This is a genomic window from Fibrobacter sp. (genome assembly GCA_017503015.1).
GTDB lineage: Bacteria > Fibrobacterota > Fibrobacteria > Fibrobacterales > Fibrobacteraceae > Fibrobacter.
The window spans coordinates 13,322-31,491 of the sequence record JAFVTX010000011.1; the positions used below are offsets into that span (position 1 = coordinate 13,322).

Sequence of the window (18,170 nt, forward strand, 5' to 3'; positions counted from 1 at the left end):
AATAGCAAAGGTATGTGGGGAAGATATGATGGCTCAACTTGTTCACTTTTTTCATTTTCTCCCCCACTAGAATTTAAAAATGCGGATGCACCGCCATTAAAAATTTCCCGCGAGCCTTGTCCAATAGGGGTCCTTGAAATCCTTGGGGTGTTCATAGACCCTGGACCATTCCGCAGCAGCATTTCCGAATTTAGAAAAACCGCCCCGCTGCAGGTTCAAGAAACGTATCAAGTCAATCATCCAGAAGGGCACCTGGGAACAGGGGCACTTCAGTTCCAGCACGGCGTCGCAGCCCGGCTTGAAAAAGCGGGGCAGTCCCGTAGAATGCATGTAGTGGGGGTCCACCGTGTAGTCAAAACCCGTTTCCTCCCGAAAACGCATGCCCGTATCGATAGTCACACGGGAATATTCTTCACGGAGCCCGAACCAGGCCCGGCGTTTGTACTGGGTCAAAAGTCTCGGGTGGGCGTTGTGCAGGTGGGTCTTGTACAAAAAATCTTTCAGGTACTTGCGGTCCGTATCGCTCTTGCAGGGCCAATCTTCGGGCTTCATATTCCAGACTTCGCCGGGGCTTATCCCCTTGACGGTGGCGCGGCTCTTGTAGCAGACCTCTTTCACCTTCCGCTTGCTTTCAAAGTGGAAGGTGCCGTCTTGTGCCGGGTGTTCACCATAGGTGCGAATACGCATGTTGAAGCGGTCCAGCAGCCTCGCCTTTTTCCAGCCGAGGAATGTCCAGCGGTCCGAATCCAGATAGAGGTTGGTAATCCAGTAGAAATGACCCGGCGTAATCTGGGAATAATGATCCTCTTCGCAATAGGGCGCAATGAATTCGCCGATACGGTCCGCCCATGCCACAGGAATGTGGTACTTGAGCTCGAATCGCTCCAACAGGCTAAAACCGCGGGCTTCGGCCATTACTTGAGGCCCTCCCGCAGGTGGTTTTTCACATTGGGATTTGCAAAGATACCCGTATAAGTCAGCAAGATAAGGTAACGATCAAAGATATCGTATTCAAGCTTCAGGGCCTTCAGGTCGCTTTCCAGGGCGCTTTCCCGGGCACGCAACAGCAAAAGCGGGTCCGCCCCTGCCGACTGGGCAAAGTCCTCAAAGAGGTTTCCGGCATTCACCTTCTCCACAAAGTCCTTCTGCACCTTCCACTGGGCCACCAGGGCCACGATTTCTTCGGACAGACGGGAAACTTTTTGCGTCAGGGTCCGCACGGCATCCAGGTAATCGCTTTCGGCGTCCAGTTCATCCACCTGATTGCGCAAGGCGTTCCCGTTGTTGTCATCCAGGAACGGGAGCCTCACTGCCAGATTCACAAAGAACTTGTCCTTCAGCTGACGGTCATCCTTGTCGGGCACCAGGAATTCTGCCGTACCGTCGCAGTTGATGGAAGAGCATCCCGTCTTGTCCAGCCAATCCTTGTAATAGTCGTTGTAGGCACCATAGGGGCCCACGTCGCCGGCATCCAGTTCCTTGTATTTTTTCATCAGGGATTCAATCTTCAGGGAATAGCCAACACCGATATGGGAAATGAAATCGTTTCCCTTGGCCAGATCCCGCTTGGACTTGGCCTGTTCGTATTCCATCTTGGACTTGGCCTTCATGACTTCGGGGAACTGGTCGTTCACCGCAATGCCGTCTTGCAGTCCCTTGGCAAGTTCGTCCATGGTAGGGAGCCACGAGGTGTCCAGGCCTACGGAATCAAAGTCAGGCACCCAGGACTTGAGTTTCAGCTCCGCATCTTTCAGGGCGGTACTATCTCCCAGAAGTTCTGCACGGCGGGCGGATTCCTGCTCCAGGGCCACAATCAGGTCCTGGGAATTGAAGGTTTCGCTCCCAGCCTTCAGGTGGAGCACCTCGATGCGGTCCAGGTTCACCTGGTAGAGCTGCTTGTCAATTTCAGCAATCTTCCGGCGGATGACATAGCGGAGCGCCCGCTCGTAGCGGTCGTAAAGCAGGTACGAACGGTCCACCGCCAGGCGGGCTTTCTGGTAATCCCGCAGGGTTTCGTACTGCCGCTTGTCCGCAGAGCCTATACCGAAGGACTTCGGCTTGAGGCGCAGTTCAAAGTCGTGCTTCGCAAAACTGAAACCGTCCAGCTGGTAACGGAATTCCAGATTGTCCCACAACTTGGTTCCCACATCCTGGGAAGCCGCCTGGGAGCGTTTCTCCGACGTCTGGTAAACCGGATCCTTATCTACGGACTCCACCAGCTGCTCCCAGGTCAAGGGGGCGGCTACAGCGGTAGCGGAAAAGATTGCCGCAAAAGACGCAGTAATAAAAAGCCTATTATCGTACATTCACAAACCTATACATTACTCACAACTCATCACTCATTACCCATTACTCATCGCCATTCCCCAAAAACACATCCATAATCTGGGTCGCCAGGTCCTTGATCTGGCCTTCTTCGGAAATGGTCACCATCTCTCCCAGCAAGAAGGAATTGTCTTCGGGAATCTTGATGGTCACTTCGCGGCCATACACCGGCATGTCGGGCATTTTCCACATGCGGTCCGGGAACACCACGATACGGCTAGAAAGGCCGACCACTTCGCCCTTGATGGGCTTGCCCTTGCCGCCCAGAGTGCGGATCTCTACATCTTTGCCCAGGTTCATGCGCTGGTAGACCTGCTCGTTGATATAGCCGCGGATTAAAGATGGGGACTTGTGGGTCAAGGTCACGATAGGCGTAAAGCTGGAAACTTTTTCCCCTTCACGCACATTCACGCTGCCCACCACCCAGCTTTCCTTGGCAATCTGCACCAGGTCCGCCTGTTCCTTTTTGAGCTGTTCCAGTTCTTTTTGCAAGGTGGCCGCCTCGGTAACACCACTTTTCCTTTGAAGACTACGGCTCCCCTGCAAGAGGGCTATCTGCTCGTTGGCATTTTTCTCGGCCAGGGCCAGTTCGTCTTTCAGGTTCTTGATCTGCATAGCCATGCCGTCGTTGCCACCAGCCTTGGCGTTGTTTCCACTCAGGCTTTTCAGTTTAGAAGAAATTTCCTTGTTCTTCTGGTATTCCGTTTCCAGCCTGTTGATTTCAAACCGGAGAGCCGCACTGCGGGTAGCAAGGTCCGCCTTTACGGAAGCCACACGCTGGTCGATATCCGCCTTGTTCAGGCTGCTACGGCCCTCGATGGCGTCCAGTTCCCGGGTCACTTCGTTAATGCGAAGGGTCAAGTCGGGGCGGTTCAGTTCCACGATGGTGTCACCCGCCTTGATTTCTTGACCGGGCATCACATGGACCTTCACGATTTCGGTAGCGCTAGGCACGCTGATGATGGTTTCAGAAGCTTCGGCAATGCCCTGGAACAGGGCGACGTTCCCCTGGTAAAAATACCCCAGACCCACCACGGCCACTACGGCCAGAATCCAGGCGATAGAAAGCTTGCGCTTGTAGATAGAAGAAATGAGGAATGTGTTTTTCAGAGCCATTTTCGTTCCTCCCCTACATGTCCGTGGTGGCGTCCTGCATCATGAACTGGATGTCAGAAAGCCCCTCCACCTTGGAGAGTTCCGCAAGGACTTCGGCCGCAGGCTTAGACGCCTTCAGTTTTATCTGGTAGGCCACGTCTATGCGCTCGCCTCCGTTCACCTCCCGCATGGTTATCAAGATAAACGTCTTCAGGTTTTTCCGCAAAATCTTTTCTGTTTCCAGGCGGGGTTCCGATGTATTGGGCATGGCGAAGCGGAGCATACCGTCAAAGAAATGCTTGGTGCCAAGACCCGTGCGAGAAAGCAAGAAGGCAACGACACAGAAGGCCAAAGTTCCGCCCACGGCAGCGCCCCAGGCATACACGCCGCAACCGATGCCAGCGCCCAAGGCCGCAAAGATGAACATGATGTCGCGGGGGTCCTTGAAACTGGTGCGGAAGCGGACAATGGATAGCGCACCCAGCATACCGAGACCGCGGCCCACGTTGTCGCCGATGGCCTGCATCACCGTGGCGGCCACCACCGAACTGAGCACCAGGGCCTGCACGTAGTTCCTGGAGTAGGAAAGTCCCAGGAAGGTCCGTTCGTAGGTCCAGCCGATAATGGACGAAAGCACAAAGGCCAACAAAAGCGTATAGGCCAGGGTAATGATAGTGGCGTTAGCCGTACTGGATTGAACAGCCAATAAGTCGAGCATAGAAACTCCGTTGTTTATACCATTAAAAGATACTTTTTTAGGGGAATTTTATCCCAGCACGTTAACTACTTAAACGATATTATTCAACGCCCTTAATTTTTTTTTACAAAGAATGGGAAGAAACACCCCTATTTTTCCATTCCCAGCAGGCATCCCGCCGTTTCACCAATTCGTTCTCGCCCTAGCGCCGTTCTCACGAAATCTGCCGCAATTCATTGCCATTGGCAAAATTTTGTATAACAGTACTTGACCAGGGAAAATTAAAATGTATATTACTTTGTGAAAAAAACAAAAGCCAAAGGAAAACTTATGAAAAAACTTCTCACCCACTCTCTCGTCACTTGCGGAATACTTCTGTTTGCCGCCTGCTCTGACAACTCTTCCAGTGCCGAGGGAGGCTGCCCTCTCGCCAGCCAACTTCCACCTTCGAAAATAAAGTGGGAAGAAATGACTGAATATGACACGGGTACCCAATTCTGTACCGCAGATATCTGGGGCGAAATGTCAATGAACGCAGAAGAACTGAATAACTACAACGCCCAGGTCATCGCGAATGGTTTCGACATGAGTCAAATGGATTGGGGCGATGGCTACAAATACGAATTTACCAAAAGGGAAGGCGATGCCACCACCACCTTTACCTTCGCCTACAGCACCAACACAGGTGTAATGAGCGAGATTTCCATTACAAAAAGCGTCAAGCAATATGTGAACGGCGGCATGGACCGTATCATAGAGGGACTCACCCCGCTTCTTCCGACCATTGCAAGTACGCCGACAATCTTGAAATGGCAGACGACTAGCGAGACGGCGACAGCAAGCGGCTCTACCTACAAGGGCAAGACAAGTGCCGAACTGGATGCCTTTGTCGGCCAGTTGGTTTCTGCAGGGTGGCAGAACGTGATGATCGAGTTTATTGTCAATACCTGGACAATTACGGCAACCAACTCCATAGACGGCGCAAATTACATGCTTTCCGTCAATGTGACGATTATGAGCAACTATTCCGGCTCTACCTGGGAAACGGCCGAATCCAGTTATTCAGACAATCAGCTTTCGCTGATTATCACAAAAATATAGGCGGACAAGTCTGTCGCAACGCTGACAACATATCCCGAGTAATTACCATGACGGATTCGTTCCGTCATTTTTTTATTAACAAAAAAGTCCGGGAGCCAAGCCCGGACGAAACATTCTCTTTTGCAAACTGGAAGTTACTTCGCGGCGGCGGAGTCTGTCACTTCAACCTTGGCAGCGGTATCGGCACTCACAGCGACCGTAGAGTCGGCAGCACTGTCAGCAGGCACGGCCACGGTACTATCAACAGCAGGTGCTGCCGCTTCGGCAGGCTCAGCGACCTTCTCAACAGCGGCAGGGGCAGCAGGAACAGCCTCGGCGGCCTTGGGAGCAGGAGTCCCGAAGAAGGAAATCTTCGCAAGGAAAATCATCATAATCCAGGAGACCACCAGGCCGAGGATACCCATGACAACGCCGGTAATGGCCATGCCGCGGGTATCGGTGTAGCCAGTGGCGTGGGCAAGTGCGTTAGGCGGCGTAGAGATAGGCAGGCTCATGCCGAGAGAGCTTGCAAAGGCCACAGACACGAGAAGAGCGGTTACGCCACCCAGGCCGACCAGGTTGTCCTGGCAGGCAATACCCACGGCGCAAAGAATAGGAACAAGCAGGGTGGCCGTAGAAGTATGGCTCATGAAGTTGGCCATGAAGAGGCAGATGATGCCGCAGCCAATCATCAGGGCCAGCGGAGACCAGCTTGCAAACGGGATGGTCTTGATAAGGTGGGCGGCAAGACCCGTAGCGTTGAGGCCAACACCCAGGGCAAAACCACCGGCCACGAGCCAAAGCACATCCCAGCTCATGGCATTCAGGTCTTTCTTGGTAATCACGCCGGTCAGGGCGAACACGGCCATAGGAATCATGGCAATGGCGTTGTCGTTGATACCGTGGACATTCTTACCGGTCACCCACAAAATCACGCAAAGGACAAAGGTAATATAGACGATAATCGCCTTGGGGCTGGTGTCAAACTTGCCGGCCCCTTCGATGTTCAGGACCATCTCCTTCATCTTGATGGGGTAAATCTTGAGGAGGAGAATCCAGGCCACCACCATGAGGATAATCACGTAGGGGATACCGAAGGCCATCCACTGGCCAAATGTCACGGGGTTTGCCACCAGGTCGCCACGGGCCACGGCGTCGTTCAGGGCACCGAGGGCGATAGCGTTAGGAGGCGTTCCGATAGGAGTACCCATGCCGCCGATGTTGGCGCCAAGGGGAATAGCGAGGGCAAAGGCTGCCTTACCGCGGTCATCGGGTTCAAAGAGCTTGAGCACCGGGGCGAGAATGGCAAGCATCATGGCGGCGGTGGCGGTATTGCTCATGAACATGGAGAACACGGCGGTAATGAGCATAAGGCCCAGAAGCACGAACTTCGGGTTCTTGCCGAAGGGCTTCAGGAGAACACGGGCCAGGTTCAAGTCCATCTTGTACTTGGTGGCTGCAGCAGCGAGGAAAAAGCCGCCCAAGAAAAGCATGATGATGGGGTTTGCGAAGGTGGCCATGATGGACTTGTGGCTGATCATGGTCACGCCGTCCACCCGGAAAGGCGTCAGGGAAGAGTCGGACATGGTCACGATCATGAGCACGATGACCAGCACCGACGTGGACCAAATGGGGAACGGTTGAAGAATCCAGAAAAGGGCGGCCATGACGAAAACGCCGATGACGCGGATTTCGAGGGGATTCAAGATTCCCATGGGGCTTGCGGCATCGAACCCGAGGGATTCGTAGGGCAAGAAGAGGGCGACAATCGCAAGGATCGACGCAATGATGAACTTGATGAATTTAGCCTTTGTCATAGTGGGCCCAAATGTAGAAATTATGGCCCCCGGTGGCAATGAAAAAAAGCCCCCGATTTAGGCGGGGGCTACTTTGTAAGTCAAATGTAAGAGAGCGTCACTTGATGGCGACAGAACCGGCGGCCTGCTTAGAGCCTACGCGGACACGGACCATGTAGAGTCCGGACTTGGGGGTCTGCAGGGTCAGGGCGTTGGAGCCGGACACGGCCGTTCCCGAAACAGAGGACAGGACCTTGCCCTTCATATCGAGAATTTCCACGTAGGCCTTGGCACCGGCCAGGCTTTCGGAGACCTGGAAACCCACCTGCAGGGAGTTACCCGCCTGGAAGGCACGGAGCCCGTTCAGCTTCTGGGCCACCACGGTACGGGCGGAGGGCGCCACACGGACGGTCGCCGTCTTGGCCATGCTCCCGATGGAAACCTTCAGGGTGTCGTTCTCGGCCATCTGGGTAGTGGTTCCGTCAACCGTCACGAACACCTTGAGGCCCGATGCCCTGAGAGCGTCAACACCTTCGAAGTGCAGGTAGCCCGTGCGGTCGCCAGAGGCTTCCAGAGAGACTGTCCATTCGTAGCTGTCGCCGGCGGCCTTCTTGAAGGACTTGGCCAGGGACTTGTTGCCGTCCTTGATGGATAGGTTCACATGGTCACCCATGCCGGAAGGCGGCTCTTCGGAGGCCCATCCGGACTCGGAGACGCCCATGAAGTTCCAGCTGTCCCGCTTGCCATTGGCGTCGCGAAGCACGGCACGAATCGCCCAGCCCTTGCCGCCGGAGGCGAGCTCGACGGTCTTCTTCAGGGGCTCGACCACATTCTCCTCGCCCTCTGCGTCTACGGTCGCTACAAAGGCAGGCTTAGAGGGCAGCTTCCACTGGCTCGGGCCTGTGACCTTCGCCCATACGGCCTCATACGGACCAATCACATCCACTTCCTGGTAGGCACCCAGGCTGTCGTTCCAGCTGTAGAATTCAATACTGGACTTTTCGGTAGCGGATTTCTTCTCGTTCGAATTTTCGCCGTAAAGGTCCACATACCAGCCGTAGGGGTTTGCCACCATATTCCAGCCGGTATAGACGCTATCCAACTTCCAGACCACGGGGTCCTTAGGAGCAGCCATGTCCTTTTTCATGACCAGCGGGCGACCTTCCAGGGAACTGTACCAGTAACCCGTCAAGTTGTCCACCTTGTCGTCCCGGTTCAGCCTCTGGTATTGCCAGAAGGCGCCCGTGTTCCGAGTGTCGTCCCACCAGTAGAAGCGAATATCGTCATCCCAGGTCACGGAATCCATAACCACGTTGGACAGCGACAGCATGCGCCAACCGCCTTCGGCAGCAGAAGCAATTTCGGCCTTCACCTCGAAATCCTGTTCGAACACATCGGAGGACTTGCGGTTTGCAACCGTGGCCGTCAGCAGGTACGTGCCTGCACGCAGGGGGTAGTAATCCCAGGAGCCTTCGTAAGGCGTCTTCGAAATTTGAATCACGGAATCCGCAACCGCCTTCCCGTCGTCGTCTTCCAGCACAATCTTTACAGAAGCGCCGCTCGCGCCAAACTCGTTGGTAGCAAATTCAAAGCGGATAGCGCTACCGGACTGCAACAGTTTCGATGTGACGAACTTGGCGGGTGTGGGATTTTCCGGCATAAAGTAGGCGGCAAAAGTAGCCTTGGTGATGCTACCCGCAAGGGTATCCCCTTCGTGATACACATACTTCTTGCCATCCAAGGTCATGACCAGGGAATCCAGTATGTAATCCTTTGCAGGCAAGCCCTGGACCACAAAGCTCGAACCCTTCACATAGTAAGGCAAGAGCATGGTGCCGTCCTTGGCGAACTTGTGCAGTTGGGTGCCGACGACCTTTCCGGTGGAATCCTTACGGATTTCCTTGAACGCCACAGAGCCGTTCTCAGATTCCGTCAACTTCGTCTGCTTGTAGCTAAGCTCATCTACGCAAATCTTGGCATCGACCCACTTGGCGTACAGGGGGTATTTCTCCTGACGGTTGCCAACTTGCAAATCCAGCTCCTTTGACAACACAAAATTGAATACATCGAAAGCCACTGCCCAATTGTCAGGCATTTCATATTCGCAATTAGGTTCGCCATTACAATCAGGGTTCCTATTGACATCGGGCCCTTCCATGACGGGTTCATCTTGAATTTCAATATTGGAGTGCACCGTCCAGCCCTCTACGCATTGGTCTGCCGTATAGACCCAGAAAGGCAAATCGATGGCGTCATCTTCGGCATTAAGCTTGTATGTTCCCACGGAATCAGAATTCTCGCCGTAAAGAACATCGGTCTTGCCGGTTTCAAAAACAATATTGAACTTCTTGTAGGTGTAGTTGGCGGAGAATTCCATATTCGAAGACATAAGCTCCCACGGATCGATTGTCAACAGGTCGCCTTCCTTGAGTTTTTTTGTCTCCGGGGTCCCTCCATCAAAGGAAGCCTTGGTGAAAGTAATGTCTCCATCCAATTCATAGCCAGCATATCCATCGGCAAAAACCTCGAAGACAAATTTGTTGGTATCGGCGTAAGGCACCAGGATTCCCGTCACGCCCACATCTTGCTGTACAGACTTATGCCTCAGGGTATCGCCCATCCACACCTGTTGCAAGACGATGTTCCCTAGTTCGGAATTGTCCTTGACGACATAGTTGTTCCAGACCAATTCCTGTTCTTCGCGAATACGATAGCCTGCATAATCTGAACAAGAAGCCACATCGTATTCCCATTGCGCATACAATTTCATTGACTTGGAGCCGTCTTTATTGGTCGTGTAGGGAATGCGCTGCTCTTCTTCGTTACTAAGCAATTCTTCAATCATGCCGAAACTGGACACGTAGATTCCGTCATCGTAATCTGGGTACTGATCCGGAGAAAACTCTCCCACAAAACAAGCGTCCGTCCGGAAAGCATACCATTGACCGGATGGGACAAATTGGTCATACTGATTTTCACTGGTATAGGTAGCACCAAGTTCGGTTTTACCGTTCCAGGTAGTCGCTATAAAGAGCGGATTATAGTCAGTATTGGTTTCATAATTGACATCAAAGGTTACGTGATACCGAATTTCGGCGGTTTGCGGCAAGAATCCCACATAAATCGGGTAATCATACTCATATTGCCGTAGAGATTCTACCGCAGCAAACAAGTTCGTCAAGTCAATGTTGCCATCCTTGTCCAACCACACATAGCGGGCGTAAACCAAATCGTTATCGGAATTGACCTGCTCATCCATCTTGGCACGGATTTCCACCGGGGATTCCAAAGCCTTCACCGTATCCTTGAGGAAGGGGTGATCTAGATTGTTTGATGCTAGCTGCGAAAGAGCGCTCCCCATGAGTGTATAAAGTTCTGTTGCGCCATCATTTGAGGAAGCTCCCACGATTACCAGGGCTAGAGTTCCGTTCACATCGTTCCATAAATCGGGAGGATAGTCTGCAACAAGATAGGGTGAGAAGGGCATGGATTTCGTAGAAGTGTTCTGTTCATTAAAGGCATTTCTAAGAATAGACTCAATTGCACTGGAAGTTGACGTTTCCACCTCCAGATAATCGGGAGCCCCGAACAAAAGCGATTCTCCATTTGCATCTACAGCCTTCATTTGAGCATTGGCAACGCCCAAATCAAATCTACTGCCATGCAAGTCGCCAACAAACAGGTAGCCCCCTGCCGTATTCACGGGTTCGGATTCATAGACTACATAGAGGGTATCGCCGTTAGAAAACTCCGAGAGGGCATCGGCGTAGAATTTGCCTGTTCCATCAGTCTGCACATATTCGTAATCACAATAAGTCACATTGCCGTCTTTACGGCAAACCTTCCTGGCGAATTGGAACCCGTAATACTGGTACGTTCTTTCATCCGGATTATAAGAGGCCAGATAAGGCACCCTAGTCCAAGCACTGTCGCTGGAAATGGTCGCCGCTGGGGTTCCCATAAAGTAGACGTCCTCACCAAGAGAGGAGGAATACTCGTCCAAAGTGTAGAACACATCTCCATCGGTGGATTCAACAAACCCATGCATCACCGTCACCGATTTCTTTTCCGTGAGTGTAAAGTACCTATCCGAATCAAACACGGCCGAAGACTTTGGCTGAAACACCAACGCCCTTCCGTTATCGTAATAAGTCCAGCGGTAGTTCTCGCCTGCTATCTGGGCGGCCGTAGTCATCCATGAACTATTGTGGAGTTTTCCCGTATAGTCGGTATAGAGGTACAAGCGAATACCATCCTGAGTTTCCTCTACATCAGAAGTCCATTTTTCCTTGTCAGAAGCAGAGGCGTTCTGGTAATATTCGCTATTCGCAGAAAATTCAATTCGGCAAATAGGATGAAGCGTTCCTGTTGCAAATACGGGAAATCCGCCATTGACATCGTCCTTGCGGGACCAATCCAACGTTCCAAAATTATCTTGCAGAGTAGAATGCATATCCGGTGGAGCAATGTGAGCAGCATTACTCAGGCTGTACGCAAATTCGTCCGTCTGCATATAAGCGGCCGCAAAAACGCCATCATCCTCCGGGATACTTTCACCGATAGTGTTGCGGTAACTGTGAGTGTAGCTATTGCCAAAGTTCAAATTCGTCCACTGGTCCGTTATATCTTCTTCGCTCACAGTCATATAACCGGCCATATCTTTCGCTAGATAGTCATCTTTGCCATAGTGGTAGTTGTTGCCTACAACGGAGCTGCTGGTATTGGGGAGAGCCAGTTCACCGGCCAAAAACCCGATTTTACACGCCCCGTTGTACGTGGTATCGGGCATGGAAATATCACCCACGGTGTAGGTGTTGACAATGTTGACAGGTGCTGCCGTCTGGTACATTGCTGGCGCTGCGCGCCCGACAATGCCACCAAGATACTGATTCAGTAAAGTTGGCTCAAGAGGATCTTCATCAAGTTGAGGTATCAAATAGATTGTGTCGGCATCTGAATGGACATTCAAATCGCTAATACCAACATTGACGATAGTTCCGCCATTCTCTAGCTTACCTACCAGGCCGCCAAGGAAGACACTCATATCCACTTCCGAATTTTGTTCGTACCAAAGTTTGTCAACAGAATAGGGGGCAGATTCATCGCTGGCATAAAGTTCCACATTCTTCCCAGTAATATTTTTGAAGGAAACCCCTTCTCCCCTAACCATACCAACCAGACCACCTGCCTGGGCTGCCGTAATCTTCACATTCTTCATGGTAACATCACGGATTTGATTTCCACCACCAGTCACGATGCCAACAGCCGTACCCGCCACCACAAGCCTTCCAGCGGCATCGTTGTTGACTTCAATGTTCACATTCTCAAAATTCACCTCGGCTACGTTTCCGCTATTCAACTTGGAAAAGAATCCTATACCGATTTCAGTGGTGCCAAGATCCGCTTCGTAATCATCCGGTATGCTATCAAGCTTGAGGCAAAGGTTCTTGATGGTATGGCCATTTCCATAGAATCCATTGCCATTGTCATTGGGCAAAGGCCTAAAAGTAATGGCGCAGGAGCCATCGCTATTGACCCCACCAAAGTCGATATCCGTAAGCAATTCAAGTCCACCATGTGCTCTAGATATAAAGGACGTCAAATAAGAATAGGCGTCTACCATCGCCTCTTGCGTATGGGACTTAGTTTCATCGTACCACAAATCAAAGCAGGTTTCTTCAATATCCGGGCCACCATCCGTAGAAGGCTCCGTTGTCGGAGTATAACTGCTAGGCTGCTGGGACAAGGCTAGGTAAGTATAATCCATATTCCCTACCTTAATACAAAACTTCATCCCCGACACCGAACCGGTGTTTGCGGCGGTAGCTGTAGTTGCCAGAAGTAGCAAAGCAAGGCCCATCAAGCTGGCCAGGTTCAATCTACGTTCCATAAATACCTCTCTCCGGGGGAAGCGGTCTTCCCCCTATCATTTCCCATAAAAATAACATATTTAAAAGATTCTCCTTTGCGATTTAGGTCACATGTTGCCGAAAATCACATTTTAGGGGCTAGAGACTAGGATTTAGAGATTAGTGATTTCCAAGCCCTCAAATCCTAACCCCTATCCCCTAGAGCCTAACCCCTCTTTTACTATATTAAACGTGTCATTGGAGAAAATATGCAGGATTTGGACCAGACCATCGTCACCCCAGGCAACACTATCCCTTTTAGGGTCATGGAGTTACACCCCCACCTGATAATCCTGTACCCCCAGACTCAATTCAAGCAGATTGCCTTGGAAAAAGGCACGGTTATCCTTGGTCGCGGTGCCGATGCCGACATCCGCCTGGACGACGAACTGGTGAGCCGCAAGCACTGCAGCCTGACCTTCGACGGCAAGAACGTCACGGTCCAGGACCTGGGCAGCACCAACGGCACCTACGTGGACGGGAATCCGGTGAGCCAGATGGTCTTGGATTCCGACAACCGCCTGCAGCTGGGCAAGCACGTGCTGAAAATCGACTTCAAGGATGCCAGCGAAGAGGCCTTTGACCGGGAACTCTACGAGGCGGCCACCATGGACCCGCTGACCAAGATTTCCAACCGCCGGAACTTCTTTGACCGGAGCCTGGGCGAGCTTGCCCTTGCCCGCCGGAACAACTTCTTTGTGCATGCCATCATGGTGGATGCCGACCACTTCAAGCACGTGAACGACACCTGGGGCCACCAGTGCGGCGACATGGTTCTGAAAGAAATCGCCCGCATTCTCAAAGAAGAAAAGCGGGAATCGGACCTGCTGGCCCGTTACGGCGGCGAAGAATTCGTGCTCTTGCTCAGCGGAATTGGCGTAGAAGACGCCAAAAAGAGCGCCGAGCGGCTCCGTATGGCGGTAGAACGCCACCGTTTCTCCTGGAAGGATACCATTATCCCCGTGACCATTTCTCTCGGGCTTGCAAGCAAGCAAGGGGAAAATATTGGGAAAATCGAGGACCTGATCGCGGAATGCGACCGTCTTTTGTACGTAGCCAAGGAAGGCGGACGGAATCAGGTGGCGAGCGAAGCGTAGCTTCGCTCCGCTGTTCTAAGTTCTAAGTTACGCCCTATCGGGCTAGTTACTAGACTTTTTTGATTGACATCTCTAGTAACTACTAACTAGTAACTAGGAACTTTCCTATATTTGGCGCCGCAATGTCCACTTTGAACTCCCAGCGCCTCAATTCCTTCGGGACTGCAAGCATCCCGAAACTGGTGCTGCAGTTTTCGGTACCCGCCATCATCAGCATGCTGGTGAACGCCCTCTATAATATAGTGGACCGTTTTTTCGTGGGCCAGGGTGTAGGCAGCCTCGGTATCGCGGGTATCACCCTATGTTTCCCCATTTGCCTCTTTATTATGGCCATGTCCATGATGATCGGCGTGGGCGGCAACACCCTCTTTGCTATCCGTCTCGGGCAAAAGAAGTACATACAAGCTAGCATTATCCTGAACAACTCCTTTTCGTTGCTCATACTGATGGCGGTCTGCACCTTCGCCCTGGGCGAAATTTTCATGGTGCCGCTCCTGAAACTTTTCGGGGCCAGCGAACAGACCCTGCCGGTAGCCTCCAGCTACATGCGCATCTTGCTTTTCGGGGCGGTTTTCCAGACCATCGCCCCCGGCATGAACCACTTTATCCGCTCCATGGGCCACCCCAAGACGGCCATGTTCCGTGAAGTCATCGGAGCGGTTTCCAATATCATTCTGGACTGGCTGTTTATCATGAAGTTCCACTGGGGAATCGAAGGGGCCGCTTGGGCCACCATCTCCTCCCAGCTTATCGCCAGCGCCCTCATTACCCAGTTCTTCGTGAAAAAGGATACGCCCATCAAGATCCGCTGGCGCCACATGAAGCTCCGGTTCCCCTACGTGCGAAAGATTATCATCTTGGGTATCCCGCCATCACTGATGCAGCTGTGCAACAGCCTGATGAACGCCATTTTGGCCTGGAGCCTCACCACCTACGGAAACATCAGCCTTCACGACACCGGAGTCCTTTCCGGCGGGGACATGGCCATTTCCGCTTTCGGCATCGTGAACAGCATCGCCTCCTTTATTTTGCTCCCGCTATTGGGATTCGTCCACGGCACCCAACCCATCATCGGCTACAACTACGGTGCCCGCTTGAACGCACGAGTCAAGGCAACCCTGAAGTTCACCTTCATCTACGCCTTCGGATTTATGATTGTGGCCTGGGCACTCATGATGTGGCAGGCAGAAGCGCTGGTTGCACCTTTCGCGCCAAACGACCTTAAATTGCAGGAGACCGCCGCCTGGGCCATGCGGATTTTCGGGGCGGCATTCTTCATGATTCCCCTGGGACTTGTTTCGGGAAGTTTCTTCCAGGGCACGGGAAAGGCCCTCAGGTCCATGTTCCTGAACGCCTGCCGCCAGGTGATACTGCTGATACCCTTCCTGCTTGTACTCCCCCATTTCTTTGAACTGAAGGGGGTGTTCATGGCCCAGCCCATCGCCGATACCGGGGCCGCCATCATCGGCATGGGAATGCTGCTGCACGAACTGAAGAAGCTAAAATAGTTTCTTTGCGGAGGTGAGTTCGCCGTTCTTCTCGTGGAAGAGGATCAGGGAGCCGCCGTCCACCTTGACGAAAATGTTCTTCAGGGTCTCTACCACGTGGTTTTCGTCAAAGCCGATTTCGTTGTAGGCAGTTTCGCCGATGACGATGCCGAAGTTCACCATGTCGGGCGAAGTAAATCGCAGGTACTTGAGGAGGTCTTCGGGAGTGTTCACCACGTCGGTTGCGGTCAAGCGTTCGATTTCTTGCGGGTCGCGGGTGCTCACCAACAGGGGGAACAAGTTGTCGCCAATCACCTGCTTGCTGTTCAGATACAAGGTATTGCCTATCATGAGGCTGATGGAGTCGTTCAGCACCTGACGGACTTCGATGATGATGTCGCGGCTAGAAGACATTTCCTGCATTTCCAGCTTGGACGGGCCGCAGGCGACGAACATGGCAGAGGCCATGGCAACAACGAGAATCAAAAGCATTTTCATAAGACGGGTTCCTTTTTTTGGGGAAATATAAATATTTTCAAGAATTTTTTTCTTGCGGGCGGGGCCCCAGCTCGGAGTTGCGAAGGCCGCACGGGCCCCTCCCTGCACCCTCCCCATCCTTGGCCGACGCTTTTACTCTCATTCTGTATGTTTTTATTCTAAAATTAAAATTACACCTCACTTTCTGCGATACTTTATTTATGGAAAGAATCGCAAATACTTCTGGCGAGAGATAATATTAAGAAGGTTTCAAGAATGTTCTTTTCTTAAGATTCCGAGGGCGCGGTCAACTAAGTCCGGCGAAATGTGGAAAATCTCGCTGAGCTTTTCCACACGGAGTTCTTCGGGAATGCGTTCCATACGGGAGCCGTCCTTGTCGCGGATGACCAGGTTCCCTTTCTGGTAGTAATACTGCACTCCCCGTTCCCGGTCCAGGCGGTTGAGCACTGGATAGGTCATCATCTCCCGGTAGAAACTTTCGGACCAGTGCTGCTTGAATTCTTCGACGGAAACACCTTCCAGCGGATACTCGAAACGAAGCTTCATGGGGCCGCCCGCACCGCCGGTCCAGAGTTCCAGGGCATCGGCGGCAGGCCGCACCAACTTTACGCAGTTGGGGACCAGCGGAAAAAACGCCTCGCCGGAACCGAACGGTTGAGGTGCAGGCAAAGGGAGCGGATCGAAGATGAGGTAACCGGGGTCAAAGAGGTACGAGGTATGGGGTATGAGGTCGCCAGCCTTTGGCTGGCTTTGAGGTGCGAAAGAGACCTCCGGCAAAACCAGGGCGCAGTGGATGTTTTTTTCTTTGCGTTTGTGGCCCATGACCAGACGGGGCGAAAGCCCCATGTCGGTAAAGGCCTGATACAGGAGCCAGGTCATGCTGAAGCAGGTGCCGCCACCCATCCAGGAATCTACATCATTTTGGAAACTGTCATCCAGGTTGCGGGCACGAGTGGCAGAACCCGCCGATTCCAGGCGGATAATCTTCGTAAGGTTCTCGTAGGTGACAGTGGAGAGCCTGTTGCACAGTTCGAGAATCTTTTGCCAACTTTCCTGTTCCATAAGGCCAATAATAGAAAATGTCCTGACATCGGGTTTTTAAGGGCAGGGCCCTTAGGCGAAGGGGTGATGGATGGTTCGACAGGCTCACCAACATTGTTTCACGCAATGCCTGGAGAAACAGCAATCAGGGGAAGGCTTTCCCCTTTGGATCAATCATTCCACTCACTACTCACAACTCACCACTATTTGCTATATTGTGGTCATGCTGGGAATCGAACAGAAAAAAGGAAACGACCAACGCCTGTGCGGGCGCATGATTGCCTACGCCAAGATCTTGCCCTCCCCCGATGCGGAGCGGAGCGGCACGCCTTTTGACGACATGGTGAAAAACGGACTTTTCGCCCTGGAAGGGGATTTCCGCCAGCAGCCCAAGATGCCAAACCGCAGGGCCATCAACAAGGCCGTAGATTCAAAGATCGACAACCTGCTGGAATCCATGGAAGAAGACGGCGTGGAACTGCCCGAAGATATGGACGTGGATTCCCTGCGGGAGCGCCTCCACGAACTGGCCAACATGGAAGTCATCCCCATTCCTGCCCGCATCTGCAATTTCGCCAGCGAAGAAGATATCCTGAACGAAGACGCCGACGTGTATTACATTGGCGAGTTCATCGGCATGAACCAGGCCCACTTTTGCCTGACCACGCTGCCCGTCTTTTACCAGGCCCGTTACCGCGAACAGGCCAAGGTCGAAGAAATCAACCTGCTGAACGAGATGCTTTCCCAGTTCGAAAACGGCGAGATTATGGACAACGACGACATCCAGCGGGAAACTGAAGAACTGTTCCCCGAAGGGGCGAGCCTCAATACCTTCGTGGGCGACCTGAACAACCTGCTGAATACCAGGGTGGTGCCTTTCTTGCTGGCCTGCGAAACCGACAGCGACTACGAAAACCAGATTGCCCTGTTCTACAAGTTCATGAAAAACTATCCCGAACAGCGCGACATCAAGCTTATCGACGGTGCCATCAGGGAACTGCGCAGGCAAAGCGACAACCAAGGAGCCCGCAGGCTTTTGGAACTGGGATGCAAGAAGGTGAACGCCATCTACAACGAAGACATCAAGGGCGCCGAAGAAATCAACCAGGAAATCGCCGCCATCTAGGGCAGTTCCTTTACCCAAT

12 protein-coding genes are annotated in these 18,170 nt (G+C 52.5%); 4 read left to right on the plus strand and 8 right to left on the minus strand.

From position 1 onward, the window contains the following. Positions 1 to 96: 96 nt before the first annotated feature. The 4 genes from IKB43_02400 to IKB43_02415 are packed head-to-tail and all read right to left on the minus strand — an operon-like array spanning position 97 to position 4,138. A complete protein-coding gene (locus tag IKB43_02400) occupies positions 97 to 915 on the minus strand; it encodes a polyphosphate polymerase domain-containing protein (protein MBR2468994.1) in 819 nt (272 codons plus the stop codon). Beyond that, positions 915 to 2,306: a hypothetical protein gene (locus IKB43_02405; GenBank protein MBR2468995.1), complete on the minus strand. Its 1,392-nt coding sequence runs from the start codon at positions 2,304 to 2,306 to the stop codon at positions 915 to 917. Before IKB43_02405 ends, IKB43_02400 begins: the two co-directional genes overlap by 1 nt. A gap of 43 nt (positions 2,307 to 2,349) precedes the next feature. Then, positions 2,350 to 3,441, minus strand: a complete 1,092-nt coding sequence (locus IKB43_02410) for an HlyD family efflux transporter periplasmic adaptor subunit (GenBank protein ID MBR2468996.1) — start codon at positions 3,439 to 3,441, stop codon at positions 2,350 to 2,352. Between the two features lie 13 nt (positions 3,442 to 3,454). Beyond that, positions 3,455 to 4,138 (minus strand): DUF4956 domain-containing protein, encoded by a 684-nt coding sequence (locus IKB43_02415; protein ID MBR2468997.1) that lies wholly within the window; start codon positions 4,136 to 4,138, stop codon positions 3,455 to 3,457. A 309-nt stretch (positions 4,139 to 4,447) separates the two neighbouring features. Here IKB43_02415 and IKB43_02420 point away from each other — a divergent pair, with 309 nt between their 5' ends. Continuing rightward, entirely contained in the window at positions 4,448 to 5,218 is a 771-nt protein-coding gene (locus IKB43_02420) for a hypothetical protein (protein MBR2468998.1), read from the plus strand. A 134-nt stretch (positions 5,219 to 5,352) separates the two neighbouring features. On the opposite strand, the gene IKB43_02425 is transcribed toward IKB43_02420, so the two are convergent. Together IKB43_02425 and IKB43_02430 are read right to left on the minus strand one after the other, a co-directional pair. Further along, the gene (locus tag IKB43_02425; GenBank protein ID MBR2468999.1) at positions 5,353 to 7,014 is read right to left on the minus strand and encodes an SLC13/DASS family transporter; all 1,662 of its coding nucleotides are present in this window, start codon (positions 7,012 to 7,014) and stop codon (positions 5,353 to 5,355) included. Positions 7,015 to 7,111: 97 nt separating this feature from the next. After that, positions 7,112 to 12,883, minus strand: a complete 5,772-nt coding sequence (locus IKB43_02430) for a T9SS type A sorting domain-containing protein (GenBank protein ID MBR2469000.1) — start codon at positions 12,881 to 12,883, stop codon at positions 7,112 to 7,114. A gap of 228 nt (positions 12,884 to 13,111) precedes the next feature. On the opposite strand from IKB43_02430, the gene IKB43_02435 reads away from it, so the two are divergent. Continuing rightward, positions 13,112 to 13,999 (plus strand): diguanylate cyclase, encoded by an 888-nt coding sequence (locus IKB43_02435; protein ID MBR2469001.1) that lies wholly within the window; start codon positions 13,112 to 13,114, stop codon positions 13,997 to 13,999. A 122-nt stretch (positions 14,000 to 14,121) separates the two neighbouring features. Then, the gene (locus IKB43_02440; GenBank protein MBR2469002.1) at positions 14,122 to 15,507 is read left to right on the plus strand and encodes an MATE family efflux transporter; all 1,386 of its coding nucleotides are present in this window, start codon (positions 14,122 to 14,124) and stop codon (positions 15,505 to 15,507) included. Here IKB43_02440 and IKB43_02445 read toward each other — a convergent pair. Continuing rightward, positions 15,499 to 15,984, minus strand: a complete 486-nt coding sequence (locus IKB43_02445; GenBank protein MBR2469003.1) for a hypothetical protein — start codon at positions 15,982 to 15,984, stop codon at positions 15,499 to 15,501. The two genes, IKB43_02440 and IKB43_02445, sit on opposite strands and share 9 nt — an antisense overlap. 249 nt (positions 15,985 to 16,233) lie before the next feature. Further along, positions 16,234 to 17,046, minus strand: coding sequence for a hypothetical protein (locus tag IKB43_02450; protein ID MBR2469004.1), 813 nt, complete (start codon positions 17,044 to 17,046; stop codon positions 16,234 to 16,236). Positions 17,047 to 17,248: 202 nt separating this feature from the next. On the opposite strand from IKB43_02450, the gene IKB43_02455 reads away from it, so the two are divergent. Beyond that, on the plus strand, positions 17,249 to 18,151 hold the full coding sequence (locus tag IKB43_02455; GenBank protein MBR2469005.1) for a hypothetical protein: 903 nt from the start codon (positions 17,249 to 17,251) through the stop codon (positions 18,149 to 18,151). Positions 18,152 to 18,170: the final 19 nt, after the last annotated feature.

Excerpts from the sequence above, each read along its gene's own strand:
- IKB43_02455 (MBR2469005.1), top strand. The coding sequence starts at position 17,249 with ATGCTGGGAATCGAACAGAAAAAAGGAAACGACCAACGCCTGTGCGGG.
- IKB43_02450 (MBR2469004.1), bottom strand. The coding sequence starts at position 17,046 with ATGGAACAGGAAAGTTGGCAAAAGATTCTCGAACTGTGCAACAGGCTC.
- IKB43_02430 (MBR2469000.1), bottom strand. The coding sequence starts at position 12,883 with ATGGAACGTAGATTGAACCTGGCCAGCTTGATGGGCCTTGCTTTGCTA.
- IKB43_02405 (MBR2468995.1), bottom strand. The coding sequence starts at position 2,306 with ATGTACGATAATAGGCTTTTTATTACTGCGTCTTTTGCGGCAATCTTT.
- IKB43_02435 (MBR2469001.1), top strand. The coding sequence starts at position 13,112 with ATGCAGGATTTGGACCAGACCATCGTCACCCCAGGCAACACTATCCCT.
- IKB43_02400 (MBR2468994.1), bottom strand. The coding sequence starts at position 915 with ATGGCCGAAGCCCGCGGTTTTAGCCTGTTGGAGCGATTCGAGCTCAAG.
- IKB43_02420 (MBR2468998.1), top strand. The coding sequence starts at position 4,448 with ATGAAAAAACTTCTCACCCACTCTCTCGTCACTTGCGGAATACTTCTG.
- IKB43_02445 (MBR2469003.1), bottom strand. The coding sequence starts at position 15,984 with ATGAAAATGCTTTTGATTCTCGTTGTTGCCATGGCCTCTGCCATGTTC.
- IKB43_02425 (MBR2468999.1), bottom strand. The coding sequence starts at position 7,014 with ATGACAAAGGCTAAATTCATCAAGTTCATCATTGCGTCGATCCTTGCG.
- IKB43_02410 (MBR2468996.1), bottom strand. The coding sequence starts at position 3,441 with ATGGCTCTGAAAAACACATTCCTCATTTCTTCTATCTACAAGCGCAAG.
- IKB43_02415 (MBR2468997.1), bottom strand. The coding sequence starts at position 4,138 with ATGCTCGACTTATTGGCTGTTCAATCCAGTACGGCTAACGCCACTATC.
- IKB43_02440 (MBR2469002.1), top strand. The coding sequence starts at position 14,122 with ATGTCCACTTTGAACTCCCAGCGCCTCAATTCCTTCGGGACTGCAAGC.